This is a genomic window from Salipiger aestuarii, from assembly GCF_003259905.1.
GTDB lineage: Bacteria > Pseudomonadota > Alphaproteobacteria > Rhodobacterales > Rhodobacteraceae > Salipiger > Salipiger aestuarii.
Genome location: NZ_QLMG01000007.1, coordinates 97,493 through 123,722 on the forward strand (window position 1 = coordinate 97,493; position 26,230 = coordinate 123,722).

A 26,230-nucleotide genomic window follows, 5' to 3' on the forward strand; every position below is an offset into this window, starting at 1 on the left:
CGACGCCAAAGGAGAGTGCGATGCTGGAAATCCGCAAGCTGTGCCCGACCGCCGTGCTGCCGCGCCGCGCCACCAAAGGGTCGGCGGGCTACGATCTGTCCGCCTGCCTGCGCGACGAAAACGGCACCCCGCGCTGCGATTTCGCCGCGACGGGCGCGGTGATCTACCCCGGCACACGCGCGATGGTGCCGTTGGGGATCAGCATTGCGCTGCCGCCCGAAACCTACGGGCGTATCGGTCCCCGATCGGGCCTTGCCGTGCGCCATTGCATCGACACGGCGGCGGGGATCGTCGATCTGGACTATCGCGGCGAATTGCACGCCGTGCTGGTGAACCATGGCCCCGCGCCCTATGTGGTCGAACATGGCGCGCGCATCGCGCAGCTGGTCATCGAACGGATCGCACTGCCTGACGTGGTCGAGGTCGAAGCGCTGGGCGATACGGCGCGCGGCGGGGGGGGCTTTGGCTCTTCGGGGGTCTGAGGTGCTGGCACTGATTGGCATCGTGGCGCTGATCTGGGGCGGGGGGCACCTTATGGGGGCCTCGCCCAAGCTGCGCGGGGGGCTGCTGGCGGGGCTGTATCTGGCGCTGCTGCTCGTCCATTTTGTGCTGCCCGACGGTCATCCGATCCGGCAGAACACCGGGGGCAGCGTGGTCCCCTGGCTGATCCTTGGCGGCATTCTGGCGATTGGCGGGGCCTATGCGCTTGTGCTGCGCCGACTGAAGGAGCGCGCGCGGGCGCGGACTGAATCGCCCGCGCGGAATGCGACGTTCAGCGGGGCCGAACTGGAACGATATGCGCGCCACATCGTGCTGCGCGAACTGGGCGGGCCGGGCCAGCGCGCGCTGCGCGATGCCAGGGTGCTGGTGATTGGCGCGGGCGGGCTGGGCGCCCCAGCTTTGCAATATCTTGCGGCGGCGGGCGTGGGCACCGTCGGCGTGATCGACGATGACGTCGTGGAAAACGCCAACCTGCAACGTCAGGTCATCCACACCGATGCGCGCATCGGCCTGCCCAAGGTCGCCTCGGCGCAGGCCGCGATGCTGGCGCAGAACCCCTATGTGACGGTGAAACCCTATCGCCGCCGCCTTGACGCGGACGCGGCGCGGACGCTGTTCGCCGAGTATGATGTCATCCTGGACGGGACCGACAATTTCGAAACCCGTTATCTGGCCAATGCCGCCGCCGTGCGGGCGGGCAAACCGCTGATTTCCGGGGCGCTCAGTCAGTGGGAGGGGCAGATTTCCGTCTTTGCGCCCGCCCTGAACGCACCCTGCTACCAGTGCATCTTTCCCGAGGCGCCCGCGCCCGGACTGGCGCCATCCTGCGCCGAAGCCGGCGTGTTGGGGCCGCTGCCCGGCGTGCTTGGCGCGATGATGGCGGTCGAAACGGTCAAGCTGATCTCGGGGGCGGGCCAACCGCTGCTGGGCGAGATGCTGATCTATGATGCGCTGTGGGGCGAAACCCGCAAGATCGCGCTGAAGCGCCGCCCCGGCTGCCCGGTGTGTGGCGGCTGACCTTGCGCGTGGCGCAGGGCGCGGCATACTCGGCCCGACCCTGACCCCGGAGCCACCGCGATGACCCGTCTTCTTGCCGCTGCCCTGCTGCCCGCCCTGTTGTTGCCTGTTACCTCCGCGATGGCGCGGGATCTGCCCGATCTTTCCGGCCGCGAGGTCGTGGTTGTGACGGAAAACGCCTATCCCCCACTGCAATTCGTCGACCCCGCGAGCGGTGCGGCGATCGGCTGGGAATACGATGCCATGGCCGAGATCGCGTCCCGCCTGAACATGACGGTCAGCTACGAGACCACCAGCTGGGACGCGATGATCCCGGCGGTGTCCGGCGGCCAGTACGACATCGGCATGACCGGCATCACCATCCGCGAAGATCGCGCCGGGATGGTCGATTTCTCGGACGCCTACATGCGCTCGGAAATGGTGATGCTGGTGCGTGGCGACGAGGATCGTATCACCGATGCGGCCAGCTTTGCCGCCGACGAAGACCTGCTGATGGCGGCGCAACCGGGGACAACTCCTTTCTACGTCGGGGTTTACGACGTGCTGGACGGCAACGAGGCGACCCCCCGCATCAAGCTGTTCGAGACCTTTGGTGCCGGGGTGCAGGCGCTCAGGGTCGGAGATGTCGACATGGTGCTGACCGACGGTACCGCGGGCCAGGGCTATGTCGCCGCGTCGGACGGCGGGCTGAAGATCGTCGGCGAAAAGCTGGGCTCCGAGGATTTCGGGTTCATCTTTCCCAAGGGGTCCGACCTTGTGGCGCCGGTGAACGCGGCCCTCGCGTCGATGCGTGCGGACGGGACGCTGGCGGACCTGAACACCCGCTGGTTCCTGGACTACAAGATGGGCGAGTGACCGCTTGACGGCGCGCGACGGCGATTTCCCCTGGTGGCTGGCCGCGGTGTGTCTTGCGGGGCTGGCGGGCTATGGCGCGGTGCTGGCCGACGACGTTCAGGCGCAAGTGCTGCGGACGTTGTCGCGGGGCGTCAAGGTCACGGTCTTTGTCACGCTGGTCAGCTTTGCGCTGGCGTCGCTGCTGGGCATGGGGCTGGCGCTGATGTCGCTGAGCGGCGCGCGCGCTTTGCGCCAGCTGGCGCGGTTCTATACGGAAATCGTGCGCGGCGTGCCCATGCTGGTGCTGTTGTTGTATGTGGCCTTCGTCGCGGCGCCGGCGCTGGTTGCGGGCTGGAACGCGGCGACGGGCTGGCTGGGCTGGGACCCGGCGCGCACGCGGGATTTTCCGCTGATCTGGCGGGCGATCCTGGCGCTGACCATTGGCTATTCGGCCTTTGTCGCCGAGGTGTTCCGCGCCGGGCTGATGTCGGTCGACGCCGGGCAGGTCGAGGCGGCGCAGGCGCTGGGCCTGACCGGCTGGCAGCGGTTTCGCCTTGTGGTTCTGCCACAGGCGGTGCGGATCATTTTGCCGCCCTGGGGCAATGATTTCGTGGCGCTGGTGAAGGATTCCAGCCTTGTATCGGTGTTGGGGGTGCTGGACGTGACGCAGCTGGGCAAGGTCACGGCGGCGGGAAATTTCCGGTATTTCGAAACCTATAATGTTGTGGCGCTGGTGTATCTGACGATGACGATTACCCTGTCGCTTGGATTGCGGCGTCTTGAGCGCCGACTGCGGGACCGCGCCCGGACCTGACCGCACAAGGTGGCCGGCCCGCGCGCCCCGCGGATGGCGTCGACCGCAAGAACCGCGCGCGCGGGATTGCGGCGCGCGTGCGGCGCGCTTAGCTTGACGCAAAAGGAGTCTTGTCCATGACCAACCCGCTGCTTGCCGACTGGGACACGCCGTTCCAGCTTGCGCCTTTCGACCGGATTTCGGATTCCGATTTTGCCCCCGCCTTCGATGAGGCGCTCGCCGCGCATCTGGCCGAGGTCGATGCGATCGCCACCAATCCCGAGCCTGCGAATTTTGCCAACACGATCGAGGCGCTGGAAGGCGCGGGCGAGGCGCTGGACAAGGTGCTTTCGGTGTTCTTTACCGTGGCCGGAGCGGACAGCACTCCGGCGCGGCAGGAATTGCAGCGGGCCTTTTCGCCAAGGCTTTCGGCGCATTCCTCGGCGATTTCCGACAACAAGGCGCTGTTCGCGCGCATCGCCGAGCTGTGGGACCGACGCGACACGCTGGGCCTGACCGCAGAGGAAGACCGGGTGCTTTACCTCACCCATCGCGGTTTCGTGCGCTCAGGCGCGGCGTTGGAGGGTGCGTCGGCGGAGCGGATGAAAGCGGTCAAATCCCGTCTGGCGGTCCTGGGCACGTCGTTTACCCAGAACCTGCTGAGCGACGAGGCGGCGTGGTTCATGCCCCTGTCCGAGGCCGATCTGCAAGGGCTGCCGGAGTTCGTTGTAGATGGCGCGCGCTCGGCGGGCGAGGCGTTGGGCCAGGATGGCCCGGTTGTGACGTTGTCACGCTCGCTGATCGTGCCGTTCCTGCAATTCTCGCCGCGCCGGGACCTGCGGCAAAAGGCATTCTGCGCCTGGGCGGCACGCGGTGCCAACGGCGGCGACAGCGACAACCGGGGCATTGCCGCCGAGGTGCTGGCCCTGCGTGAAGAACGGGCCAAGCTGCTGGGCTACGCGGATTTTGCCTCGTTCAAGCTGGAAACCGAAATGGCGGGCACGCCGGGGCGTGTGCGTGACCTGCTGATGGCGGTGTGGGAACCGGCGAAGGCGCAGGCACTGCGCGACGCCACCGAGATGGAGCACATGCTGCGCGCCGATGGCATCAACGATGCGCTTCAGCCATGGGATTGGCGCTACTACGCCGACAAGCGCCGCCGGGTGCTGCACGATCTGGATGAGGCCGAACTGAAGCCCTATCTGCAACTGGACAAGATGATCCAGGCAGCGTTCACCTGTTCGAACCGCCTGTTCGGACTGGAATTCCGCCCGCTGGATCTGCCGCTGTATCACGCCGATTGCCGGGCGTGGGAGGTGACGCGCGACGGAAAGCATCTGGCGGTGTTCATCGGGGATTATTTTGCGCGGGCCTCGAAACGCTCGGGCGCGTGGTGTTCGGCCATGCGCAGCCAGGCCCGGCGACCCAAGCCGCTGGCGCCCGTCGTCATCAACGTATGCAACTTCGCCAAGCCCCCAAAGGGCAAGCCCGCGCTGTTGTCCTATGACGATGCGCGCACGCTGTTTCATGAATTCGGCCATGCGCTGCATCAGATGCTGTCGGATGTGGATTTCGGGTCCGTCTCGGGCACATCGGTGGCGCGCGATTTCGTGGAACTGCCCAGCCAGCTGTACGAACACTGGCTGGAGGTGCCCGAGGTGCTGGCCGAATTCGCCACCCATGCGGACACGGGCGAGGCGATGCCACAGGCGCTGCTGGACAAGGTGCTGGCGGCGTCCACCTTCGACATGGGGTTCCAGACGGTGGAATATGTCGCCTCGGCCATGGTGGATCTGGAATTTCACAACGGCCCCGCGCCCGCCGACCCGATGGCGCGGCAGGCCGAAATTCTGTCGGGAATGGGCATGCCCGCACCGATCACCATGCGCCATGCCACACCGCATTTCGCCCATGTTTTCGCGGGCGACGGGTACAGCTCGGGCTATTACAGCTACATGTGGTCCGAGGTGATGGACGCGGACGCCTTCGCCGCGTTCGAGGAAGCAGGCGGCGCGTTTGATCCCGCCACCGCGGCCAGGTTGGAACAGTTCATCCTGTCCAAGGGCGGTTCGGTCGATGCCCAAGAGCTTTATATCGCGTTTCGGGGCCGGATGCCGGGTGTCGAGGCGCTGCTCAAGGGGCGCGGGCTCGCCGCCTGATCAGAACGGTTCGCGGGTGAGGGTCCAACCGTCATCCGCGAGCAATTGCAGGATGCCTTCGGTGCCGGGCAGGTGCGCCGCGCCGAAGGCCGCCACGATGGGGGCCTCGTGCCGGGCCGCCGTGTCCAGGATGACCGGAATCCAGGCACGGTTGCGCGTGCTCAGCAGCGCCTCGGTGGACTGGGCCATCAGATCGGCGGCCTCATCCTCTGTGTACATGTCGCTGCGCGCCACCAGGATTTCCGACAGCCGCCACATTTCGCCGGCCTTTTCGTCGAAATAGGCCGCGATGGTGGTCGACATGCCGTTTTCGCCATCCTCCTGTTCGGCGAGCGAGGCGGCGATCATCTCGATCTGGCCCTCAAGCGGTTCGGCGTTGAAGATCTCGAAGGTGGTGTCGAAGGGTTCCAGCGCGAGGGTCGGCACGCCGTACTCCGTTGCCAGCGCCTCAAGCCGGGCATCCAGCCCATCCTGTTCCTGCAACTGGGCCTGGGCGCAGGCGGGCACGGACAACAGCATCGACAGGTACCAGGGGCGCATCTTGGCGGCCATTGCGGCGGGCAGCCCGCGGTCGCGCGCGGCGCTGGCGAGGGTTTGCCAGGCGCGGTCGGGCATCAGATCGGGCAGCGAGCTGTCGGTCAGCAGGATCAGGCCGGGGTCTTCGGTCAGCGCGGTCATCAGCCGCGCCTGTTCGTCCGCCGGCATTTCCAGCAACAGGGCGCCCGCATCCTTCAGCACCGGGCGCAGGCGGTCGGCGGGCCGGTCAAGCCGGGGGTCGGACAGGTGCATCGTGCCCACGAGGCGGATAATCTCGCCGTCCTTTTCGGCGCGCCAGCGGTTGCCTTCGGCATAGGGGGTGGCATCGACCAGCCGTTGCAGCGTCGCGGATTCGTCATCGGACAGCGTCTTGCGCAGGTCATCGCCTGCGCATTGCGCCTGCGCGGCGCCGCCAAGGGCGGCAAGAGCAACAAGCAGGGGGCGAAGCATGCACGCGACCTTTCCAAAGCGTTTCGCACGCAGGCTATGGCAAGGGATGGACAGCGGCAATGGGTGCTGCCTAAGGTCCCCGAGATGAAACGGGAATCCGAGCTTTACGCGCCGGTCAAGGCGCTGCTGGTCACGCAGGGCTATGCGGTCAAGGGCGAGGTCGGCGCGGCCGATCTGGTGGCGCTGCGCGGCGATGAGCCACCCGTCATCGTCGAACTGAAGCTGCGGATTTCACTGGCGCTGTTCCATCAGGCGGTGGCGCGGCTGTCGCTGAGCGATACGGTCTATATCGCCGTGCCCAAACCTGCGGGGCGGATGGCGCGGCGCGGGTTGAAGGACAATCTTGCGCTGTGCCGCCGACTTGGGCTGGGCTTTATCACCGTCAAGGACGGGCGGGCCGAGGTGCAGTGCGACCCCGGCCCTTATGCGCCGCGCCACAACAAGGCCAGGGCGGCGCGGCTGCTGCGGGAGTTCCAGCGCATCAGCGGCGATCCCAACGATGGCGGCGCCACGCGCCACGGCATTGTCACGGGGTATCGGCAGGACGCGCTGCGCTGCGCCGCGTGGCTGGCCGAACACGGGCCCAGCCGGGGGCGCGACGTGGCGGTGGGGGCGGGGGTGAAGCCGGCCACCACCTTGATGCGCGACAATCACTACGGCTGGTTCGAAAAGGTGGCCACGGGGGTCTATGCGCTGACCGAAGCGGGACGCGCGGGTCTGATCCACTGGGCGGACAGCTGGTAGGTCAGATCTCCTCGGCGCGGGCGGCGGCTTCGGCTTCGTTCGCGGCCTCGGCCCGGGCGCGGCGCTTTTGCTGGCGGGCCACGACCCGCTCGCGGTTCAGCGTATACAGCCCCGAGGCGACGATGATCGCGCAGCCCAGCAGGGTGAACCCGTCGGGCAGATCGGCAAACAGCAGGAATCCGTAAAGGGTGCTCCACAGGATCATGCTGTATTGCAGCGGCGCCAGCACCACCGCCTGCGCCACATCGAGGGCACGGATGATAAAGATCTCTCCGCAGGCGGCGCACAGCGCCATAAGCGCCGCCACCAGCCAGACCCAGCCATGGTCCGGGGTTTGCCAGACGAACGGCACCGGCAGGGTCAGGATCAGCGTTGAGGTGATCGAGGTGTAGGCCACGGTCGTCGCGATGCTGTCCTCGCCGCTCAGCAGGCGTGACAACACCTGCCGCGTGGCGAATGCGGTGGCAGCGCCGACGGTGATGAAGATCGCCGGGTGGAACACACCCGCGCCGGGGCGGATGACGACCAGCATCCCGGCAAAACCGACCGCGACCGCCGCCCAGCGGCGCGGGCCAACGGGTTCGCCCAGAAACAGCGCGCCAAGCGCGGTGACGATAAACGGCGCGACAAAGGTGACCGCCGTGGCATCGGCCAGCGGCACGTTGCGGATCGCAAGGATAAACAAGGTCGCCGAGCACGTGGCGAGCACGCCGCGCATGATCTGCACGACCGGGTGGCGGGTGCGCAGAATATGCGCGCCCCTGAGCCCAAGCATCGCCGCCACCCCGGCAAACAGCCCCAGTTGGCGCAGCCAGACCACCTCAAGCGCGGGCAGTTCGGTGGTCAGCAGCTTGGCCAGGGCATCGGTGGCGCCGAAAAAAACGAACCCCAGCGTGATGAGGGCAATGCCCCTGAGGTTTTCGGGCGCCTTGCGGGGCGGGCCGTTCGGCACGGGCACGGAAGCGGCATGGTGGGTCGGCATGAAGGTGGCTCACGGGTTGGCGGGAGGGGATTTGGTATACCAATCACGGATCGCGCGCCGTGGCCATGGGGGATGCGCGTGTTCCGGCGGCGGCATCCGGCGCCGCCTGGCCGGGCAGGGGGGCAGGATCGGCAGATGGTGCAGAGCCGTCGGTGACCGCGGCGGGCGCGCATTATTTTAGCTGACGGACCTGTTGACACGACTCGTCGCCATGTCTAGCTATGCGTCGTTAGCACTCGGCCCGGCTGAGTGCTAACGGTCCCGCAAGGGGCCGTTACAGACATAACTTTGAGCGAATGGAGACTCGAAGATGACATTCAAACCGCTCCACGACCGCGTGCTGGTCCGCCGCACCGAAAGCGACGAAAAGACCAAGGGTGGTCTGATCATCCCCGACAGCGCCAAGGAAAAGCCCGCCGAGGGCGTTGTGGTCGCATGTGGCGACGGCGCACGCAAGGACAGCGGCGAGCTGATCGAAATGGCCGTTTCGGCCGGAGATCGCGTCCTGTTCGGCAAATGGTCGGGCACCGAAGTCACGATCGACGGCGAAGAGCTGCTGATCATGAAGGAATCGGACATCCTTGGGGTGACCGAGGCCGCCTGAGCGCGCCTCGTTTCCTTCTAAACGTAATTCCAATCAGGAGAGCTATCTATGTCTGCCAAAGACGTGAAGTTCGATACCGATGCCCGCACCCGTATGCTGCGCGGCGTCAACATCCTTGCCGACGCTGTCAAGGTGACCCTGGGCCCCAAAGGCCGCAACGTGGTTCTGGACAAGTCGTTCGGTGCCCCGCGCATCACCAAGGACGGTGTGTCGGTTGCCAAAGAGATCGAGCTGGAAGACAAGTTCGAGAACATGGGCGCCCAGATGGTGAAGGAAGTCGCTTCCCGCACCAATGACGAAGCGGGCGACGGCACCACCACCGCCACCGTTCTGGCCCAGGCCATCGTCAAGGAAGGCCTGAAGTCGGTCGCAGCGGGCATGAACCCGATGGACCTCAAGCGTGGCATCGACCTTGCGACCGCCAAGGTTGTCGAGTCCATCAAGGCCGCCGCGCGCCCGGTGAACGATTCCTCCGAAGTCGCCCAGGTCGGCACCATTTCGGCGAACGGCGAGTCGGAAATCGGCCGTCAGATCGCCGATGCGATGCAGAAGGTCGGCAACGAGGGTGTCATCACCGTCGAAGAAAACAAAGGTCTCGAAACCGAGACCGATGTTGTCGAAGGCATGCAGTTCGACCGCGGCTACCTGTCGCCCTACTTCGTGACCAACGCCGACAAGATGATCGCGGAGCTTGATGACTGCATCATCCTGCTGCACGAAAAGAAGCTGTCGTCGCTTCAGCCGCTCGTGCCGCTGCTTGAGCAGGTGATCCAGTCGCAAAAGCCGCTGCTCATCATTGCCGAAGACGTCGAAGGCGAAGCCCTGGCGACCCTCGTGGTCAACAAGCTGCGCGGCGGTCTCAAGATCGCAGCCGTCAAGGCGCCTGGCTTTGGCGATCGCCGCAAGGCCATGCTGCAGGACATCGCGATCCTGACCGGCGGCCAGGTGATCTCGGAAGATCTGGGCATGAAGCTTGAGAATGTCACCATGGACATGCTCGGCACCGCCAAGACCGTCAACATCACCAAAGACGCGACGACCATCGTCGACGGTCACGGTGAAAAGGCCGAAATCGAAGCGCGCGTTTCCCAGATCCGGACCCAGATCGAAGAAACCACGTCCGATTACGACCGTGAAAAGCTGCAGGAACGTGTTGCCAAGCTGGCGGGCGGTGTTGCCGTCATCCGCGTCGGCGGCATGACCGAAGTCGAAGTGAAAGAGCGTAAGGACCGCGTCGATGACGCCCTGAACGCAACCCGCGCTGCCGTTCAAGAAGGCATCGTGGTCGGCGGCGGCGTTGCCCTGGTGCAGGGTGCCAAGGCGCTTGACGGCCTGACGGGCGCAAACAGCGACCAGAACGCCGGTATCGTCATCGTGCGCAAGGCTCTGGAAGCACCGCTGCGTCAGATCGCCCAGAACGCGGGTGTCGACGGGTCCGTCGTTGCTGGCAAGGTGCGTGAATCGACCGATCTCAAGTTCGGCTACAACGCTCAGACCGACGAATATGGCGACATGTTCGCGTTCGGCGTCATCGACCCCGCAAAGGTCGTGCGTACCGCGCTGGAAGACGCGGCATCGATCGCCGGCCTGCTGATCACCACCGAAGCGATGGTGGCCGACAAGCCGCAAAAAGACGCGCCTGCCGGCGGCATGCCCGACATGGGCGGCATGGGCGGCATGGGCGGCATGATGTAATCACCCTGCCTTGCAGGTGTGATGTATCACCCAACCCATCGACAGGGGGGCCTTCGGGCTCCCCTGTTTGCGTATCGGGATCACGTCTCGCGTGAGGCCGGAACAGCGGACGGGAGGTGCCCGTTGGTTTGCAAGCGACTGCAAAACAACGCAAAAGGATCATTTCATGCAACGCTTCACCGGAAAAACCGTTGTCATCACCGGCGCGTCCTCGGGCATTGGCGCCGCCGCAGCCCGCCGCTTTGGCCGCGAGGGCGCGAACGTGGTGCTGGTCTCGCGCACGCAAGAAAAGCTGGAAAAGGTGGCGCGCGATATTGCCTCGGCCAGGGTCGTTGCCGCTGATCTGTCGACAAGGGAAGGCGTGGCAAAGGCGTCGGAAGAGGCGCGCGTCGCCTTTGGACGGGTCGACGTGCTGGTGAACAACGCGGGCACCGCCGTCACGGGGTCGATCGAGGTCGTCGACGAGGCTGGTTTCGACAAGGTGATGGAAACCGATGTCACCGCCGTCTGGCGGCTGACCAAGGCGCTGTGGCCGTCGCTGAAGGCGGCGCAGGGCAACGTGGTGATGACATCGTCGGTTTCCGGCATCGGCGGCGACTGGGGCATGCACGCCTACAATACCGCCAAGGGCGCGATCACCAACCTGACACGCGCGCTCGCACTGGATGCGCGCGACAGCGGGGTCCGGGTGAACGCAGTGAACCCCAGCTTCACCAAATCCGAACTGACCGCCGACATGCTGGACAACAAGCAACTGGTGGACAAGTTCATCGAGCGCATTCCGTTGGGCCGTCCGGCCGAACCCGAGGACATTGGCGACGTCATCGCGTTTCTTGCCAGCGATGACGCGCGGTTCGTCAACGGGGTGAACCTTCCGGTGGACGGGGGCCTGTCGGCATCGAACGGACAGCCACCGCAGGCGTAACGGGGCTGCCAAGGCTTGTCTCCGGCCCGTGTTTGGGCAATCCCTCGGGGATGGAGTGGCCGGACGATTCTTTCGAAGCGCCCTTGTGGGCACGGGGTCTGCGGGTGGCCGGGGTCGACGAGGTTGGCCGCGGCCCGCTTGCCGGGCCGGTCGTGGCGGCGGCGGTGGTGTTGCATCCCGACTGCGTCCCGCCGGGGCTGAACGATTCAAAGAAGATGAGCATCAAGCGTCGTCGGCAGCGCGCCGCCTGGCTGACCGAATGCGCCGAGGTCGGCATCGGGTCGGCCACGGTCGAGGAAATCGACCGGCTGAACATCCTTCAGGCCAGCCTGCTGGCGATGCATCGGGCGCTGACAAATCTGCCGCATCGCCCCGATCACGCGCTGATCGACGGGCGGTTTCTGCCCCCGCAAATGCCCTGCGCGGCGACGCCTCTGGTCAAGGGCGACGCCCGGTCGATCAGCATCGCGGCGGCGTCGATCGTTGCGAAAACCTGGCGGGATCGGCACATGCGGGCATTGGCGCAACAGCATCCGGGATATGGTTGGGAAACGAACGCGGGCTACGGGTCGAAAAGACACAAGGCGGCGCTCGCAGATCTTGGCGTGACCCCACATCATAGGCGGTCGTTCAAACCGATACACAATATCTTGTGGCAAGGCGAAACCGCAAGTGACTGATTCAAAAAAGAAATTGACCGCGATTCGCGTTTGACTCAAAATCGAAGCCAACCAACGAGTGCGAAAACGCACCAAAGGGCAGAGGCAGAGATGAACGCGATGACCAAGACACCGGGCACGAAAGTGCTTCCTCTTAACACGATCCTGGACGGGGACTGTATCGAGCGGATGAACAGTTTGCCCGCGGAATCGGTCGATCTGATCTTTGCGGATCCGCCCTATAACCTTCAGCTGAGGGGCGATCTGCACCGCCCGGACAATTCCCGTGTCGATGCGGTCGATGACCACTGGGACCAGTTTTCCAGCTTTGCGGTCTATGACAAGTTCACCCGCGAATGGCTGGCGGCGGCCAAGCGCCTGCTCAAGCCCAATGGGGCGCTGTGGGTGATCGGATCCTATCACAACATCTTTCGGGTCGGCGCCGCGCTTCAGGACGCGGGCTACTGGATTCTGAACGATGTGGTGTGGCGCAAATCCAACCCGATGCCGAATTTTCGCGGCAAGCGGTTCACCAACGCGCATGAAACGATGATCTGGGCATCGAAATCCGAAGGCGCCAGGTACACGTTCAACTACGAGGCCCTGAAGGCGCTGAACGAGGGCATTCAGATGCGCTCTGACTGGGTTCTGCCGATCTGCAACGGCGGTGAGCGGCTCAAGGATGCCAACGGCGACAAGGCGCATCCGACGCAAAAACCGATGGGCTTGCTGCATCGCGTGCTCGTGGGGTCCACCAACCCCGGAGATGTGGTGCTGGACCCGTTCTTTGGCACAGGCACCACAGGCGCGGTGGCCAAGATGCTTGGCCGGGATTTCATCGGCATCGAACGCGAGGCGGCCTATCGCGAAGTGGCCGAGCGCCGCATTGCCGACATCCGCCCCTATGACCGCTCGGCGCTGGAAGTGACCCGCGCCAAGCGCGCCGAACCTCGCGTGCCCTTTGGCCAGCTTGTGGAACGGGGCATGCTGCGCCCAGGCGAGATGCTGGTGTCGCCCTCGGGCAAGGTCGCCAAGGTGCGCGCCGACGGCACGCTGATCGGCGACGACGTGCGCGGGTCGATCCACCAGGTCGGTGCCCATCTGGAAGGCGCACCGTCCTGCAACGGCTGGACCTATTGGCATTTCCGCAAGGACGGCAAGACCGTTCCCATCGACGTCCTGCGCCAGCAGATCCGCGCGGAAATGGGCGACCGCCCGCACTGAGCCAACCGCAGTTCGAAAGAGACACCGCCAGCGCCCGCACCAGCGGGCGCAGACTGGCCCCGTCTGCGCCCGCTGGTGCGGGCGGGGCATTTTTCTTTTGCGGCCAAGGCAGGGTGGTAGCCCTTGACCATCGCGGTGCGACGCGGTCATTGGTGCACATACGGGGAGACGGACATGGACCTGCGCGCGATCTTGATGGGGCTGGCCTTTGCGGTCATGTGGTCCTCGGCCTTCACCTCGGCGCGGATCATCGTCCTGGCGGCGCCGCCGCTAGGGACGCTGGCGCTGCGGTTCCTGTGCTCGGGGCTTCTGGCTATCGGGATCGCGCTGGCGCTGGGGCAAAGCTGGCGGCTGAGCCGGGCGCAATGGCGCGCCACGATCATCTTTGGCGTCTGTCAGAACGCCCTGTACCTGGGGCTGAACTTCATCGCCATGCAGACGATTCAGGCGTCGCTGGCGTCGATCATCGCCTCGGCCATGCCGCTGGTGGTGGCGCTGGCAAGCTGGCTGTGGCTGGGCGAGCGCATGAAACCCCTCGGCTACGCGGGCCTTGCGGCGGGGGTGATCGGTGTCGCGATCATCATGGGCGCGCGTCTGTCCAGCGGGGCCGATCCGATCGGCATCGCGCTGTGCGTCGGCGGTGTGCTGTCGCTTGCGGTCGCGACATTGTCGGTGCGCGGCGCCGTAGGGGGGGGCAACATCATGATGATCGTGGGGCTGCAAATGCTGGTGGGCAGCGCGGTGCTGTGGCCGCTTGCGCTGGGGTTCGAAACCTTTCAGGTGGATCTGTCCTGGCAGCTTGTGGTGGCCTTTTGCTATACGGTGATCGTACCTGGCGTGATGGCGACTTTTGTCTGGGTTCTGCTGGTGAACCGCATCGGGGCCACCCGCGCCGCGACGTTCCATTTCCTGAATCCGGTTTTCGGTGTCGGAATCGCGGCCTTGCTGCTTTCCGAGCCGATGGGGGTCTGGGACGCGATCGGCGTCGGCATCGTGACCGCGGGCATTCTTGCGGTGCAGAGGGCGCGAATATCGGCGTGAATCGCCAGAAAACGCGAAGGGATTGTTTACGGATCTCTGCTAGCTCAGATGTCGAATGGCACGGCTGAACCAGATCGAGAGACGTAGAAAATGAAAAAATTTCCGATTCGACTCCAGGTCATGGCGCTGGGCCTGGCCTTCGCATTACTGCTTTTCGTGAGTGGCGCCCTGTCTTGGGTCGTTCAGGGGCATGTGGTGAAAGAGGTGGATTTCACCTTCGATGCGATCCTCCAGAACGAAACCATCGGGCTGATCCGCGAGGATATGGAACAGGCGCGGGTCAACGTGCTTGAATTCGCGAACGGCGATCAGGCGGGAATCGACAGCATGCTCGGAAATTTTGCCGAGGTGACCGAGGTGATTTCTGAAAATTCCGACTATTTCACTGCCCCCAGCACCGATCGCGCGGTCAACCTTGATTATGCCGAACGGCTTGCCAGGGTTTCCGCGGGGATCGACGCGCTGGTGGCGCGCGCGCCAGAGCTGAACTGGAACGCCGAAGGCGCTTTTGCCCCGAGGTTGCGGGCCGGCGCGATGTCTGTACTGGCGGAAATCAGCGCCCTCATCGAAGAGGTTGATCTGATCCAGGAAGCAACCCGGCTCATGGCGGTCGAAACCCAGTATGCCACTGCGGACAGTGTCGAACGCTCCAAGGTTACCATGTTGATCTCGCTGACCGCGTCGACGGGTCTGGCCCTGGTGATGGCGTTCTTTTTCGGCAAGATCATCTCTCGCCCGCTCGTAAGCGCCGCCGACAGCGTGCAAACCCTCGCCGAGGGCAACTTCGACGTCGAAATCGGCCACACGGATCGCGGCGACGAGGTCGGTACGATCGCGCGCAACCTTGAACAGCTGCGTCACTCCCTGGCATCCGCGGATGCCGCGACCGCCAAGGAACGCGTCGCGAACGAGCGCCGCATCGCCCTTTTCGATTCCCTGAGCGCGTCTATGGGCGAGCTATCCATGGGCAAGGTCGGTGGGTCGCTCGACTCTGAAGAATGGCGTGATCTGGGAGAGGGTTACGTCAAGATCTGTTCGGATTTCAACAAGCTGGCCGAACGGATCGGAGATCTGATCACCTCGCTGCGCGAGTCCGTGGACATGGTGCATCGCAATTCGCGCGAGCTTTCCGGCATGTCTTCGGAAATGTCCCGCCGGTCCGAACTGCAAGCCGCCACGCTTGAGGAATCGGCCGCTGCGCTTGAAGAAATGTCGAGCAGTGTCAAGGCTGCGGCGCAGCGGGCTGTCGAAGCCGACAAGCGGGCCCGGGACGGCCGCCGCCGCGCCGAAGAGGGCGGCGAGGTCATGCAGCGCGCGCTTGCTGCGATGAGTTCGATTTCCGCCTCGTCGGACCAGATCACCCAGATCATCGGTGTGATCGACGACATCGGGTATCAGACCAACCTTCTTGCGCTGAACGCCGGGGTCGAAGCGGCGCGGGCCGGTGAAGCCGGAAAAGGCTTCTCTGTTGTGGCGTCCGAAGTGCGCTCGCTTGCCCAGCGGGTATCGGAATCGGCCCTGGAAATCAGGAGTCTGGTGCAAAACAGTTCGCAGCAGGTCAAAGACGGGGGGCAGCTTGTGGAACAGACGGGCGAAACGCTTGCCGACATCGTCCGCTATGTCACCGAGGTTTCCGCCATGGTCGGAGAAATCGCCTCCGGCGCCAAGGAACAGGCCTCTGGTCTGCAAGAGATCAACATCGGCGTCGCTGAGTTGGACAAGGTGACCCAGCAGAACGCCGCGATGGTGGGCGAAACCAGCTCGGCCAGCCAGCAGCTCAGCTCTGAAGCGGATCGCTTGACAGAGCAGCTTAACCGCTTTGGGTCGTCAGCCGACGTCGATACCCGCACCGATACCCTTGGTGAGGTCGTGCCCGTCGCTGCCCCTGTCGTCGACCTGCCGATCTCGGAACGTGAAACCGGGTCCCGCGCGCCAGCGCCGACTCCGATGAAAAAGGCCGTGGGATCGGATGCGGACATGTGGGAAGACTTCTGAACACCTGAATCGCCATGGCGGCAACGGCCATGGGATCCTCCTACCGGGATCCGCCGATCTGGCCGCGGTTTTCGCCCACCTGCCCGCGGTGCAGAAGAAAATGGTCCAGCAGAACACAGGCCATCATGGCCTCGCCTACCGGAACAGCCCGGATCCCGACGCAGGGGTCGTGACGACCCTTCGTAACGATTTCTGTCTCTTCGCCGGCTTTGGTGATCGTCTTGCGGGACGTCAGGATTGACGAGGTCGGCTTGACCGCAAACCGCACCACGACGTCCTGCCCGGTCGAGATTCCGCCAAGGATACCGCCCGCGTGGTTCGAGCTATAGACCGGTCCATCCGGTCCCATGGCAATTTCATCGGCATTGTCGGAGCCGCGCAACAGCGCGGCGGCCATGCCGTCTCCGATCTCGACCGCCTTCACTGCGTTGATCGACATCATCGCAGACGCAAGGTCGGTGTCCAGCTTGCGATATACCGGCGCGCCCAGGCCGACGGGGACACCGCTCGCCGAGATCTCGATGACCGCACCAATGCTGTCGCCGGACTTGCGCAGCGCGTCCAGGTCTGTTGCCCAGTGCTCTGCCGTGACGGGGTCGGGGCTCCAGAACGGGTTCTGTCCGACAGCCGCAAGATCGAACCGCGTCCGGTCGATGGCGCGGGGTCCCATTTGCACCATGTAGCCGGTGATGTTGATCCCCGGAGCAAGCCTTGCCAGCGCCGCCCGCGCCAGCCCGCCTGCCGCGACACGCGCGGCCGTCTCGCGGGCCGAAGACCGCCCGCCGCCGCGATAGTCACGGATGCCGTATTTCTGCCAATAGGTGATGTCCGCGTGGCCCGGTCGAAATTTCTCGATGATGTCGCCGTAGTCTTTGGACCGCTGGTCGGTGTTTTCGATCATCAGTTGCACCGGGGTCCCGGTGGTCTGACCTTCGAACACACCCGACAGAATGCGTACGGAATCGGGCTCGCGCCGCTGCGTTGTATACTTGTTCTGCCCCGGCTTGCGCCGGTCGAGCCAGTGCTGAAGCATGGCTTCGCCCACAGTCACCCCCGGAGGGCAGCCATCCACCGTCGCGCCAAGCGCCGGGCCATGGCTTTCGCCCCAGGTGGTGACGCGGAACAGATGGCCGAAAGTGTTCATGCTCATGGGGCGGGCTCCTTTGCTGTCGGGATCTGTTAGGCCAGCGCGGCGCGTGTCTCAAGGGGATTCACCTTGCATGGGGCAGCGCTCAGGGCTACCACTTAGCCCACCTCGGGGCGTCCGAAAGGGCTGAGATGCACGATGCGAACCCGTTGAACCTGACCCGGTTAACACCGGCGGAGGGAAGGTGACGGCATCAGGCCCAGTCCGACATGCCCAGTCTTGCCCTCTCGCCGCAAGTCTGGAGGATGCCATGAAAACGGCCACCACCTTTGCTGCGGGATGTCTTCTGGCCGGCAGCGCGCTGGCGGAAACCCCTGTCCTGACCGTTTACGCGGGCGACTATATCGCCTCGGAATGGGGCCCCGGCCCGCAAATCGAATCCCTGTTCGAGGCCCGATGCGGCTGCGATCTGCAATTCAAGCCCGGCGATCTGCTGCCGCGCCTGCTGCTTGAGGGCGACCGCACGGAGGCCGACATCGTCTTCGGCCTGAACACCGATGTGACGAAAAAAGCCCGTGAAAGCGGGTTGTTCGCGCCGCATGGCGTGGATCTGTCGCCCCTGACGCTGCCGATCGAATGGACCGACGATATCTTTCTGCCCTATAATTACAGCGAGACGGCATTCATCTACAACACCGAACGCCTTGCCGAGCCGCCCGAAGACTTCGAGGCGCTGTTGAATGCTTCCGACGACCTGAAAATCGTCATTCAGGATCCGCGCAGCTCCATCTCGGGCCTTGCGACGGTGCTTTGGGTCGAAAAGGTGTTCGGCGACCGCGCCGAGGAAGCCTGGGCCAAACTCGCTCCGAAGATCCTGACGGTGACCAAGGGCTGGTCGGAAAGCTATGGGCTGTTCACCGACGGCGAGGCGGACATGGTGATGAGCTACACCACATCGCCCGCCTATCACATCATTGCCGAGGACGATCGCACCAAAAAGGCCGCGATCTTTCCCGAAGGGCAGTATTTCATGGTCGAACTCGCGGCCAAGGTGGCCGCAACCGACCAGCCGGAACTGGCGGATGAATTCATGAAATTCATCCTTTCGGAACCGTTCCAGAGGATGATCGCCACTGGCAACTGGTCTTTCCCGGCGGCGCTGCCGCGCGAGGCCTGGCCGGAAGGGTTCAAGGAACTGGAATTGCCCGAAAAGGTGTTGTTCTACTCCGAGGATGAAGCGGCAGCGATCCGGGACGAGGCGATCGAGGCATGGCGTCTCGGGCTGTCGCAGTAAGCGCGGCATTGGCCGTGGCCGGGCTGACGCTCGGCCCGGTTATCGCGGTGCTGATCCGCGCCGGTGGCTGGGGCGTGCTCGGTCCCGGTGACCTGCAGGCGCTACGCTTCACGCTGGTGCAGGCGCTTCTGTCGGCTGCGGTCAGCGTGGCACTGGCGGTGCCCGTCGCAAGGGCGCTTGCCCGGCGGCGGTTCCGGGGGCGCGGCGCGCTGGTTGCGTTGATGGGCGCGCCCTTTATCCTGCCGGTGATTGTCGCAGTGCTTGGGCTGATCGCGGTCTTCGGGCAGAATGGCGTGGTGAATGTCGTGCTGCGCGGGGTCGGCGCGCCCGAACTTAGCATCTATGGGCTGCACGGGGTGGTGCTGGCGCACGTGTTTTTCAACTTGCCACTCGCGGTGCGGCTGCTGTTGCAGGGGTGGCTGGCCATTCCCGCCGAACGGTTTCGGCTGGCCGCGTCGCTTGGTTTGACGCCGTGGGCAACGCTGCGCACGCTTGAGGCGCCGATGCTGCTGCGCATCGCTCCGGGGGCCTTTGCGGTGATCTGTGTCATCTGCCTTTCGAGCTTTGCCGTCGCGCTGACACTCGGGGGGGGGCCGCGTGCAACCACCGTCGAACTGGCGATTTATCAGGCGGTTCGCTTTGATTTCGATCTTGGGCGGGCGGCGTTGTTATCGGTGATACAGCTTGCGCTGGCCCTGGGGGCCGGGCTGTTTGCGCTGAAGCTGGGCACCGGCGGCGGTCTTGGCAGCGGCCTGGACCGGATGCAACAGCGATGGGACGGGCAGGGCGCGCTGCACCGTGCAATAGATGCGGCCTGGATCGGTCTGGCCGCGCTGTTTTTGCTGCTGCCTCTCGGCATGGTGGTGCTCAAGGGGCTTGCGGGGCTGGTGTTGCTGGGGGCAAGCACCTGGCACGCGGCGGGAAATTCCATCGCGGTCGCGCTGGCGTCGACGGTGCTGTGCACTCTTTGGGCGCTGCCTCTTTCGACCCGGCGCGGAGAGCTGCTGGGCCTTGCGGGCATCGCGTTGTCGCCCCTGGTTCTGGGCACCGGGTTGTTCCTGATCCTGCGGCCCTTCGTGAATCCGCTGACGCTGGCTTTGCCGGTGACCGTGGTGGTGAATGCCTTGGTGTCGTTGCCTTTCGCCCTGCGTATCCTGCGCCCCGAGGCCGAAGCGGTGCGCGCCGATTACGCCCGCCTCGCGCTGGCGCTGGGGCTGACGCCGCTGGCCTGGGTCCGCATGGTGCTGCTGCCAAGGCTGCGTCGTCCGTTGGGTTTTGCGGCGGGCCTGACGGCGGCGCTGTCGATGGGAGACCTTGGGGTCATCGCCCTGTTTGCCGATCCGGATCGTGCGACGCTGCCACTACAGGTATATCGCCTGATGGGCGCCTACCGGATGGAGGCGGCCTCTGGCGCAGCACTGCTCTTGTTGCTGCTAAGCTTCGCGGCGTTCTGGATATTCGACAGGGGAGGGCGGGTGAATGCTGACGCTTGAGGCTGTGGAATTTGAAACGGGGCGCTTCCGCCTTGCTGCGGATTTCGCGGTAGCCGCCGGGCGGCGCGTGGCTGTGGTCGGCCCGTCGGGTGCTGGCAAGTCGACGCTGCTCGACCTCGTGGCGGGGTTTCGGATGCCTGCGTCGGGGCGGGTGCTGTGGCAGGGGAGGGACATCACGCACGATCCCCCCAACCGTCGGCCCATCGCGATGTTGTTTCAGGAAAACAACATGTTCCCGCACCTGGATCTGGTGCGGAACCTTGGGCTGGCATTGCGCCCGGATGGCGGGGCGTTGCGGCGCAAGGAGTTGGGCGCGGTGGAAACGGCGCTGACGCGCGTCGGGCTTGCGGGAATGGAAGATCGCCGGCCCGGCGCGCTGTCCGGTGGGCAGCAAAGCCGGGCGGCGTTGGCGCGGGTGCTGTTGCAGGCACGCCCTGTGATCGCCCTGGATGAGCCGTTTGCGGCGCTGGGGCCTGCGCTCAAGCGCGAAATGCTCACGCTGGTGCGCGACGTGGCCCAGGACCTGGGCGCGCTGGTGCTTCTGGTCAGTCACGACCCTGGCGACGCGCGCGGGTTTGCGCAGGATACCGTGCTGGTCGCGGATGGGACGGCGCAGCCTCCGGTCGAGACGGAGGCGCTGTTTTCCGACCCTCCCGACGCGTTGCGCGCCTATCTGGGTACCTGAAAAGGAAAAAGCCCCGCTTGATGCGGGGCTTTTCATCGGTCAGTGACGAGCGCGATCAGGGCTTGTGCTTGATCGGACGCCAGATGCGCTTGTTGGTGAGGTACAACAGCACCGACAGCACCACGAGAAAGATCACCCCGGTGAAGCCTGCGGTCTTGCGCGCCATCATCTTGGGTTCTGCCGCCCACATCAGGAACGCCGCGACGTCCTGCGCTTCGTGCTCGATCGAATTGGGGTGGCCGTCGTCGAAATCCACGTCCTCGCCGTAAAGGGGCGGTGCCATCGCGATCCAGCCGGTCGAGAAGGCGTGGTTTTCATAAAAGGTGGTGCCCGCCTCGACCTTTTCCTCGCCGGTGTAGCCGGTCAGGATCGATGCGATGTATTCCGCCCCGCCCATGCCGTTGAAAAGCTGGTTCAGCCCGGTGCCGTAGGGGCCGTGGAACCCCGCGCGCGCCTTGGCCATCAGCGACAGGTCGGGCGCGCCCGCCGTGGTGTTGGCCGGGAAGTGATCGGTGGGAAGCGCGGGGCGGTAATCTTCGAGTTCCTCGTCATAGACCTCGAAGTTCTGCTCGGCGTAGGCGCGCACCTCGTCTTCGGTGAAATGCGGCCCGCCTTCGTCGGACAACGCGCGCAACGGTACGAATTTCAGGCCGTGGCAGGCCGTGCAGACCTGGGTATAGACCTTCAGCCCGCGCTGAAGCTGCATCTGGTCATAGGCGCCAAAGGGGCCTTCGAACGAGAAGCTGAAATCCTCGACATGGCCGCCCTCTCCGGCAGCGAACGCGCTGCCGGTGGCGAGGCCAAGGGCCATGGCGGTGGAAAGGGCAAGTTTCCTGAACATCTTTCTGGTGTCCTTTCTCTTACTCGGCCGGAGTCGTGGTCGGTGCCGAGGACTTGCCATAATGGCTTTCGAAGTCTTCCTCGATCGTTGCGGGTTGTGGCAGCGGTTTTTCGAACACACCCAGAAGCGGCAGGATGACGAAGAAATAGGCGAACCAGTAGGCCGCGCCGATCAGCGAGAAACTGGCATAGGGTTCTTCGGCGGGCATGGCGCCCAGCCACATCAGCACGATGAAATCTATCACGAGGAGCCAGAACCACCACTTGAACTGCGGACGGAACTTGCCCGAACGCACCGACGAGGTGTCAAGCCAGGGCGCCAGCGCCATGGAGACGATGGCACCGAACATGGCGAGCACGCCAAAGAATTTGGCATCGACGATACCCCCGGTGACGAAGCTGGCGATCTGCACCACCCAGACTTCGGACGTGAATGCCCTCAGGATCGCGTAGAACGGCAGAAAGTACCATTCGGGCACGATATGCGCAGGGGTCGAAAGCGGGTTCGCCTCGACGTAGTTGTCCGGGTGGCCAAGGTAGTTCGGCATGAAGCCGACGATGGCCCAGAACACTGCCAGGATCACGGCGAGCGCGAACAGGTCCTTGATGACATAATAGGGCCAGAACGGAACCGTGTCCTTGTCGGCTTCGGCCTTCGATCCGCGCCGCACCTCGACACCCGTGGGGTTGTTGTTGCCCGTGGTGTGAAACGCCCAGATGTGAACCACGACCAGCGCCGCGATGACAAAAGGCAGCAGGTAATGCAGCGAGAAGAAGCGGTTGAGCGTCGCGTTGTCGACCGCCGGTCCACCCAGAAGCCAGGTCTGGATCGGCTCGCCGATCCAGGGGATCGCGCCGAACAGGCCGGTGATCACCGTGGCCCCCCAGAACGACATCTGTCCCCAGGGCAGCACATAGCCCATGAAGGCGGTGCCCATCATGGCCAGATAGATCAGCATGCCGATGATCCAGGTCACCTCACGCGGGGATTTGTACGATCCGTAGTACAGCCCGCGGAACAGGTGCATGTAGACGGCGACAAAGAACAGCGAGGCGCCGTTGGCGTGCAGATACCGCAGCATGTAGCCGCCGTTCACGTCCCGCATGATATGTTCGACCGAGGCGAACGCCTGATCGACGTGGGGCGTGTAATGCATCACCAGAACGATGCCGGTGATCATCTGCAACGCCAGGCAGAAGGTCAGGATGATGCCCCAGATCCACATCCAGTTCAGGTTCTTGGGTGTGGGCATCATGATGGTGTCGAAAAGAAGACCGACGATCGGCAGGCGCTTGTGCAGCCAGCGTTCGCCGCTTGTTTTCGGCTCGTAATGGTCGTGCGGAATACCGGACATATGCGCCTCCCTTATCCCAGCAGTATTGTTGTTTCTTCGACGAACTCTGCCACGGGCACGGGCAGGTTCTGAGGCGCCGGACCCTTGCGAATGCGGCCCGCCGTATCGTAGTGCGACCCGTGGCAGGGGCAGAACCACCCGCCGGTGCCGCCGGCCGTGTATTCGCCCGCATTGCCCAGCGGCACGCAGCCAAGATGCGTACACACACCCATCATCACCAGCCATTCGCCGGTGTCATCCAGCGCGCGGTTGGCATCGGTGGCATCCGCGCCGTCGTCGATGTTTGCGTTGCGTGCCTGGGCATCGACCAGTTCGCTCATTTCGACACTTCGGGCGTCTTCGATTTCGGCTTCGGTCCGGCGCCGGATGAACACCGGCTTGCCGAGCCATTTCACCGTGAGCTGCGTGCCGGTCTCGACCCCCGAGATGTCGACCCGGATGGTGCTGAGCGCCCTCACGTCCGCCGACGGGTTCATCTGGTTGACCAGAGGCCAGACGGCGGCCCCGGTCGCAACAACGCCGGCCCCGGCGGTGGCATAGTAAAGGAAGTCTCTACGAGTGCCTTCGTGATCTTCTGCTTGTGTCACGGGGTGATCTCCATTCCTCAGTTCCGGCGGCTGGCCAGAATCTCTATAGGTGCCGCGTCCCTCAACGGCTTTCCGTGAGCGTGTTTAGCGGTCTGGCATGTGTCCGTAAAGCGATCATGAACCCGTGAAGACCATTCGTGCACATGTGTCGCAATTGAACCGTCCGGTTCGAAGGTCTATACCCCCTCCTATAGCCCCCAGAGCGCCCGGAGCGACCCCATGAAGCCACTGATTATCGCCGCGACCGTTTCCATGGCCGCCCTTGTCGCGTCGCAGGCCGCGGCGCAGGATTTTGAACTGTCCTTCTACACCGGATGGCAGACCGCGCCGCACAGCCGCGTCAGCGGCGATTATCCCGGCGGTGGCGATTACGACGCCCTGATCGGCTGGGATGGCAAGAGCTCTTCGATGCCGCCCTATTACGGTCTGCGCGGCACATGGTGGCAGTCGGAAAGCTTTGGCTGGGGCGTCGAATTCACCCATGCCAAGGTTTATGCCCCCGAAGACGAACGCGAGGACATCGGGTTCGACCGGATGGAATTTACCGACGGGCTGAACCTGCTGACCGTGAACGCGATGAAGCGTTGGCCCACGCAATGGGGCGCGGCGACGCCCTATGTGGGGGGCGGTTTGGGCATCGCGGTGCCTCATGTTGACGTGGAAACCACCGGTGGCGACAAGACCTTCGGCTATCAGCTGACCGGACCGGCGATGCGGTTGATCGCTGGGGTAAGCTATCCGATCAACGACCGGTTCGCGGCGTTTGGCGAATACCAGTTCACCTATTCGAGCAATGAAGCCGATCTTGACGGCGGCGGCTCGATGAGCACCGACATCAAGACCAACTCGCTGAATGTCGGCATTTCGATGCGGTTCTGACGCGTTCCTGCAGCAAACCCGTGCCGAGCCGGAAAAAGCGCCCCTCGCGGATCGTCGCGCGGGGCGCTTTTGCGTCTGCACCCTAGCGCTTGCGTACAAATTCCGTGCGCAGAACCAGCCCCTTGATGCTGTCGTGGCGGCAGTCGATGTGGGCGGGATCGTCGGTCAGCCGGATCGACCGGATCACTGTGCCCTGTTTGAGCGTCTGCCCCGCGCCCTTGACCTTGAGATCCCTGGTCAGCACCACCGAATCCCCGTCCGCCAGCAGGGTCCCGACCGCATCGCGCACCTGCACGACCTCGGCCTGCGCGGCCCCGGACGCCGGGCCCCATTCGCCGCTCGCCTCGTCATAGATCCATTCCTCGTCTGGCATCAGTCCGCTCCCCTGTCGCCGCCGATGCGGCGCTTGCTGCGCGGCAGCATGACGATCACCGTCGCGATATAGGCCACGCACAGGATCACCAGCGTGATCCAGGCGTAGGTCACCGCGGCGGCCCCCGCCAGTGCCACTGCCACCAGAAAGAACTTGGCGCTCTTGCGCGGGATGCGGGTGGTCTTGAACGACCAAGTGGGAAAGCGCGAGATCATCGACAGCCCGACCAGCACGATCCAAAGCGACAGCATCAGGTCGGGAAGGAACGGCCCGGTGCCCAGCCCGAAGGACAAAAACATCGGCAGCATCACCAGCAGCGCGCCCGCCGGCGACGGCACCCCGGTGAAATAGGCGTTGTCATGCGCCTTGTCTTCGGATTTGCGCTGCACGTTGAAGCGGGCAAGCCGCACGCAGGCGCAGACGGCAAAGGCCAGCACCGCCAGCCAGCCAAAGTTGCTGCTGTCCTCCAGCGCCCAAGTGTACAGCAGCATTCCCGGCGCAACGCCGAAGTTGAAGAAATCCGCCAGGCTGTCCAGTTCGGCGCCCATGCCGGATTCCGATTTCAGCGCGCGGGCAAGGCGCCCGTCCATCCCGTCAAGCACGGCGGCCAGAAGGATGAGCTGAACGGCGATTTCGTAACTGCCCTGAAGGCCGAAGCGCACGGCGGTCATGCCGGCGCAGATCGCGATCACCGTCAGCATGTTGGGCAGAAGCTGGATCAGCGTCAGCTTTTCGGCGGCGCGGTTGGGGTCAGACATCCGACGGACCGATGGCCAGGTCGGCCAGCACGGTTTCGCCCGCCACCATGGTCTGGCCGATGGCAACCAGCGGCGCCACCCCCTCGGGCAGGTAGACATCCAGCCGCGAGCCGAAACGGATCAGCCCGAACCGCTCGCCGCGGTGGAGCCAGTCGCCGTCGCGCTTCCACCACATGATGCGGCGCGCGACCAGCCCGGCGATCTGCACCACGGCAATGTCGCGCCCGTCCTGTAGCCGGACCCGCAGGGCGTTGCGTTCATTATCCTCGGATGCCTTGTCGAGAGAGGCATTCAGGAATTTGCCCGGACGGTAGGCCATCGTGACCAGCTCGCCTTCGACGGGCGACCGGTTCACATGGCAGTTGAACACCGACATGAACACCGACACGCGGGTCAGCGGCGTGGCCGGCATGCCCAGTTCCGCCGGAGGGATCGCCGGCTCGATCAGCGACACCATGCCGTCGGCGGGGCTGACGACAAGGCCGGGCCGGGCCGGGATGACACGTTCGGGATCACGGAAGAAATAGTAGCACCAGACCGTGAGCAGCATGCCGATCCAGCCGAGCGGTTCCCAGATCACAAACAGCACGAAGGAAATCGCGGCGAAGATCGCAACAAATTTGCGCCCTTCGGGGTGCATGGGCTTGATGAAGGTGTCGCGCATCCGCATGGGGCTCTCCTGTGGCAGTGCTGGTCGCCGGGGATAGGCGGCGGGGGCG

26 protein-coding genes and 1 riboswitch are annotated in these 26,230 nt (G+C 64.6%); of the genes, 17 read left to right on the forward strand and 9 right to left on the reverse strand.

Annotation, left to right across the window (positions count from 1 at the left end; all coding sequences use genetic code 11):
- Positions 1-20 precede the first annotated feature (20 nt).
- The 5 genes from dut to ATI53_RS05960 all read left to right on the forward strand — a co-directional run bounded on the left by dut (position 21) and on the right by ATI53_RS05960 (position 5,304).
- Entirely contained in the window at positions 21-482 is a 462-nt protein-coding gene (gene dut / locus ATI53_RS05940; protein WP_009503337.1) for a dUTP diphosphatase, read from the forward strand.
- Position 483: 1 nt separating this feature from the next.
- Positions 484-1,518 (forward strand): HesA/MoeB/ThiF family protein, encoded by a 1,035-nt coding sequence (locus ATI53_RS05945; RefSeq protein WP_111549945.1) that lies wholly within the window; start codon positions 484-486, stop codon positions 1,516-1,518.
- 60 nt (positions 1,519-1,578) lie between these two features.
- The gene (locus ATI53_RS05950; protein WP_009503339.1) at positions 1,579-2,373 is read left to right on the forward strand and encodes a transporter substrate-binding domain-containing protein; all 795 of its coding nucleotides are present in this window, start codon (positions 1,579-1,581) and stop codon (positions 2,371-2,373) included.
- A 4-nt stretch (positions 2,374-2,377) separates the two neighbouring features.
- Positions 2,378-3,166: an amino acid ABC transporter permease gene (locus tag ATI53_RS05955; RefSeq protein ID WP_009503340.1), complete on the forward strand. Its 789-nt coding sequence runs from the start codon at positions 2,378-2,380 to the stop codon at positions 3,164-3,166.
- Positions 3,167-3,282: 116 nt separating this feature from the next.
- Positions 3,283-5,304, forward strand: coding sequence for a M3 family metallopeptidase (locus tag ATI53_RS05960; RefSeq protein WP_009503341.1), 2,022 nt, complete (start codon positions 3,283-3,285; stop codon positions 5,302-5,304).
- Here ATI53_RS05960 and ATI53_RS05965 read toward each other — a convergent pair whose 3' ends face one another.
- The gene (locus ATI53_RS05965) at positions 5,305-6,291 is read right to left on the reverse strand and encodes a TraB/GumN family protein (protein WP_009503342.1); all 987 of its coding nucleotides are present in this window, start codon (positions 6,289-6,291) and stop codon (positions 5,305-5,307) included.
- Positions 6,292-6,375: 84 nt separating this feature from the next.
- Here ATI53_RS05965 and ATI53_RS05970 point away from each other — a divergent pair, with 84 nt between their 5' ends.
- Complete coding sequence (locus ATI53_RS05970) at positions 6,376-7,035, forward strand: DUF2161 domain-containing phosphodiesterase (RefSeq protein ID WP_111549946.1); 660 nt, start codon at positions 6,376-6,378, stop codon at positions 7,033-7,035.
- A 1-nt stretch (position 7,036) separates the two neighbouring features.
- On the opposite strand, the gene ATI53_RS05975 is transcribed toward ATI53_RS05970, so the two are convergent.
- Entirely contained in the window at positions 7,037-8,017 is a 981-nt protein-coding gene (locus tag ATI53_RS05975) for a DMT family transporter (RefSeq protein WP_009503344.1), read from the reverse strand.
- A 310-nt stretch (positions 8,018-8,327) separates the two neighbouring features.
- Between ATI53_RS05975 and ATI53_RS05980 the strand changes: the two genes are divergently transcribed.
- The 7 genes from ATI53_RS05980 (at position 8,328) to ATI53_RS06010 (ending at position 16,160) form a co-directional block, all read left to right on the forward strand.
- Positions 8,328-8,621, forward strand: a complete 294-nt coding sequence (locus tag ATI53_RS05980) for a co-chaperone GroES (protein WP_009503345.1) — start codon at positions 8,328-8,330, stop codon at positions 8,619-8,621.
- 48 nt (positions 8,622-8,669) lie between these two features.
- Positions 8,670-10,316 (forward strand): chaperonin GroEL, encoded by a 1,647-nt coding sequence (gene groL, locus ATI53_RS05985; protein ID WP_009503346.1) that lies wholly within the window; start codon positions 8,670-8,672, stop codon positions 10,314-10,316.
- 166 nt (positions 10,317-10,482) lie between these two features.
- Positions 10,483-11,241, forward strand: a complete 759-nt coding sequence (budC, locus tag ATI53_RS05990; protein WP_009503347.1) for a meso-2,3-butanediol dehydrogenase — start codon at positions 10,483-10,485, stop codon at positions 11,239-11,241.
- A gap of 50 nt (positions 11,242-11,291) precedes the next feature.
- Complete coding sequence (rnhB, locus tag ATI53_RS05995) at positions 11,292-11,921, forward strand: ribonuclease HII (protein ID WP_009503348.1); 630 nt, start codon at positions 11,292-11,294, stop codon at positions 11,919-11,921.
- Positions 11,922-12,011: 90 nt separating this feature from the next.
- Positions 12,012-13,124: a site-specific DNA-methyltransferase gene (locus ATI53_RS06000; protein ID WP_111549947.1), complete on the forward strand. Its 1,113-nt coding sequence runs from the start codon at positions 12,012-12,014 to the stop codon at positions 13,122-13,124.
- Between the two features lie 174 nt (positions 13,125-13,298).
- Positions 13,299-14,165: a DMT family transporter gene (locus ATI53_RS06005; protein ID WP_009503350.1), complete on the forward strand. Its 867-nt coding sequence runs from the start codon at positions 13,299-13,301 to the stop codon at positions 14,163-14,165.
- Between the two features lie 90 nt (positions 14,166-14,255).
- Positions 14,256-16,160 (forward strand): methyl-accepting chemotaxis protein, encoded by a 1,905-nt coding sequence (locus ATI53_RS06010; protein WP_240778595.1) that lies wholly within the window; start codon positions 14,256-14,258, stop codon positions 16,158-16,160.
- A gap of 40 nt (positions 16,161-16,200) precedes the next feature.
- Here ATI53_RS06010 and aroC read toward each other — a convergent pair whose 3' ends face one another.
- Positions 16,201-17,310 carry a chorismate synthase gene (gene aroC / locus ATI53_RS06015; protein WP_009503352.1) on the reverse strand — a complete coding sequence of 370 codons (1,110 nt, stop codon included), beginning with the start codon at positions 17,308-17,310 and terminating at the stop codon, positions 16,201-16,203.
- A 96-nt stretch (positions 17,311-17,406) separates the two neighbouring features.
- Positions 17,407-17,506: riboswitch (TPP riboswitch) on the forward strand.
- 51 nt (positions 17,507-17,557) lie between these two features.
- On the opposite strand from aroC, the gene ATI53_RS06020 reads away from it, so the two are divergent.
- The 3 genes from ATI53_RS06020 to ATI53_RS06030 are packed head-to-tail and all read left to right on the forward strand — an operon-like array spanning position 17,558 to position 20,719.
- Positions 17,558-18,541, forward strand: coding sequence for a thiamine ABC transporter substrate-binding protein (locus ATI53_RS06020; protein ID WP_111549949.1), 984 nt, complete (start codon positions 17,558-17,560; stop codon positions 18,539-18,541).
- A complete protein-coding gene (locus ATI53_RS06025) occupies positions 18,517-20,034 on the forward strand; it encodes an ABC transporter permease family protein (RefSeq protein ID WP_034451786.1) in 1,518 nt (505 codons plus the stop codon). Before ATI53_RS06020 ends, ATI53_RS06025 begins: the two co-directional genes overlap by 25 nt.
- Positions 20,021-20,719 (forward strand): thiamine ABC transporter ATP-binding protein, encoded by a 699-nt coding sequence (locus ATI53_RS06030; protein ID WP_034451789.1) that lies wholly within the window; start codon positions 20,021-20,023, stop codon positions 20,717-20,719. The genes ATI53_RS06025 and ATI53_RS06030 overlap by 14 nt, the downstream gene beginning before the upstream one ends.
- A 55-nt stretch (positions 20,720-20,774) precedes the next feature.
- Here the strand turns inward: ATI53_RS06030 and ATI53_RS06035 are convergent, their stop codons facing one another.
- From ATI53_RS06035 to petA, 3 genes are read right to left on the reverse strand one after another with little or no spacing between them, the layout of a single operon-like run.
- Positions 20,775-21,560 (reverse strand): cytochrome c1, encoded by a 786-nt coding sequence (locus ATI53_RS06035; RefSeq protein WP_009503356.1) that lies wholly within the window; start codon positions 21,558-21,560, stop codon positions 20,775-20,777.
- Between the two features lie 19 nt (positions 21,561-21,579).
- On the reverse strand, positions 21,580-22,914 hold the full coding sequence (locus ATI53_RS06040) for a cytochrome b (protein ID WP_009503357.1): 1,335 nt from the start codon (positions 22,912-22,914) through the stop codon (positions 21,580-21,582).
- A gap of 11 nt (positions 22,915-22,925) precedes the next feature.
- Positions 22,926-23,501 (reverse strand): ubiquinol-cytochrome c reductase iron-sulfur subunit, encoded by a 576-nt coding sequence (gene petA, locus ATI53_RS06045; protein ID WP_009503358.1) that lies wholly within the window; start codon positions 23,499-23,501, stop codon positions 22,926-22,928.
- A gap of 219 nt (positions 23,502-23,720) precedes the next feature.
- Here petA and ATI53_RS06050 point away from each other — a divergent pair, with 219 nt between their 5' ends.
- Positions 23,721-24,380, forward strand: a complete 660-nt coding sequence (locus ATI53_RS06050) for an outer membrane protein (RefSeq protein WP_009503359.1) — start codon at positions 23,721-23,723, stop codon at positions 24,378-24,380.
- An 82-nt stretch (positions 24,381-24,462) separates the two neighbouring features.
- Here ATI53_RS06050 and ATI53_RS06055 read toward each other — a convergent pair whose 3' ends face one another.
- The 3 genes from ATI53_RS06055 to ATI53_RS06065 are packed head-to-tail and all read right to left on the reverse strand — an operon-like array spanning position 24,463 to position 26,181.
- Positions 24,463-24,753, reverse strand: a complete 291-nt coding sequence (locus ATI53_RS06055; RefSeq protein ID WP_009503360.1) for an alkylphosphonate utilization protein — start codon at positions 24,751-24,753, stop codon at positions 24,463-24,465.
- Entirely contained in the window at positions 24,753-25,511 is a 759-nt protein-coding gene (gene pssA / locus ATI53_RS06060; protein WP_009503361.1) for a CDP-diacylglycerol--serine O-phosphatidyltransferase, read from the reverse strand. Before pssA ends, ATI53_RS06055 begins: the two co-directional genes overlap by 1 nt.
- A complete protein-coding gene (locus tag ATI53_RS06065; RefSeq protein ID WP_009503362.1) occupies positions 25,504-26,181 on the reverse strand; it encodes a phosphatidylserine decarboxylase in 678 nt (225 codons plus the stop codon). The genes pssA and ATI53_RS06065 overlap by 8 nt, the downstream gene beginning before the upstream one ends.
- Positions 26,182-26,230 lie beyond the last annotated feature (49 nt).

What these genes read in the sequence shown, in the direction of transcription:
- dut (WP_009503337.1), top strand. Translation starts at nt 21, where the DNA reads ATGCTGGAAATCCGCAAGCTGTGCCCGACCGCCGTGCTGCCGCGCCGC.
- ATI53_RS05950 (WP_009503339.1), top strand. Translation starts at nt 1,579, where the DNA reads ATGACCCGTCTTCTTGCCGCTGCCCTGCTGCCCGCCCTGTTGTTGCCT.
- ATI53_RS05960 (WP_009503341.1), top strand. Translation starts at nt 3,283, where the DNA reads ATGACCAACCCGCTGCTTGCCGACTGGGACACGCCGTTCCAGCTTGCG.
- ATI53_RS05965 (WP_009503342.1), bottom strand. Translation starts at nt 6,291, where the DNA reads ATGCTTCGCCCCCTGCTTGTTGCTCTTGCCGCCCTTGGCGGCGCCGCG.
- ATI53_RS05970 (WP_111549946.1), top strand. Translation starts at nt 6,376, where the DNA reads ATGAAACGGGAATCCGAGCTTTACGCGCCGGTCAAGGCGCTGCTGGTC.
- ATI53_RS05975 (WP_009503344.1), bottom strand. Translation starts at nt 8,017, where the DNA reads ATGCCGACCCACCATGCCGCTTCCGTGCCCGTGCCGAACGGCCCGCCC.
- ATI53_RS05980 (WP_009503345.1), top strand. Translation starts at nt 8,328, where the DNA reads ATGACATTCAAACCGCTCCACGACCGCGTGCTGGTCCGCCGCACCGAA.
- groL (WP_009503346.1), top strand. Translation starts at nt 8,670, where the DNA reads ATGTCTGCCAAAGACGTGAAGTTCGATACCGATGCCCGCACCCGTATG.
- budC (WP_009503347.1), top strand. Translation starts at nt 10,483, where the DNA reads ATGCAACGCTTCACCGGAAAAACCGTTGTCATCACCGGCGCGTCCTCG.
- rnhB (WP_009503348.1), top strand. Translation starts at nt 11,292, where the DNA reads ATGGAGTGGCCGGACGATTCTTTCGAAGCGCCCTTGTGGGCACGGGGT.
- ATI53_RS06000 (WP_111549947.1), top strand. Translation starts at nt 12,012, where the DNA reads ATGAACGCGATGACCAAGACACCGGGCACGAAAGTGCTTCCTCTTAAC.
- ATI53_RS06005 (WP_009503350.1), top strand. Translation starts at nt 13,299, where the DNA reads ATGGACCTGCGCGCGATCTTGATGGGGCTGGCCTTTGCGGTCATGTGG.
- ATI53_RS06010 (WP_240778595.1), top strand. Translation starts at nt 14,256, where the DNA reads ATGAAAAAATTTCCGATTCGACTCCAGGTCATGGCGCTGGGCCTGGCC.
- aroC (WP_009503352.1), bottom strand. Translation starts at nt 17,310, where the DNA reads ATGAGCATGAACACTTTCGGCCATCTGTTCCGCGTCACCACCTGGGGC.
- ATI53_RS06020 (WP_111549949.1), top strand. Translation starts at nt 17,558, where the DNA reads ATGAAAACGGCCACCACCTTTGCTGCGGGATGTCTTCTGGCCGGCAGC.
- ATI53_RS06025 (WP_034451786.1), top strand. Translation starts at nt 18,517, where the DNA reads ATGGCGTCTCGGGCTGTCGCAGTAAGCGCGGCATTGGCCGTGGCCGGG.
- ATI53_RS06030 (WP_034451789.1), top strand. Translation starts at nt 20,021, where the DNA reads ATGCTGACGCTTGAGGCTGTGGAATTTGAAACGGGGCGCTTCCGCCTT.
- ATI53_RS06035 (WP_009503356.1), bottom strand. Translation starts at nt 21,560, where the DNA reads ATGTTCAGGAAACTTGCCCTTTCCACCGCCATGGCCCTTGGCCTCGCC.
- ATI53_RS06040 (WP_009503357.1), bottom strand. Translation starts at nt 22,914, where the DNA reads ATGTCCGGTATTCCGCACGACCATTACGAGCCGAAAACAAGCGGCGAA.
- ATI53_RS06050 (WP_009503359.1), top strand. Translation starts at nt 23,721, where the DNA reads ATGAAGCCACTGATTATCGCCGCGACCGTTTCCATGGCCGCCCTTGTC.
- ATI53_RS06055 (WP_009503360.1), bottom strand. Translation starts at nt 24,753, where the DNA reads ATGCCAGACGAGGAATGGATCTATGACGAGGCGAGCGGCGAATGGGGC.
- pssA (WP_009503361.1), bottom strand. Translation starts at nt 25,511, where the DNA reads ATGTCTGACCCCAACCGCGCCGCCGAAAAGCTGACGCTGATCCAGCTT.
- ATI53_RS06065 (WP_009503362.1), bottom strand. Translation starts at nt 26,181, where the DNA reads ATGCGGATGCGCGACACCTTCATCAAGCCCATGCACCCCGAAGGGCGC.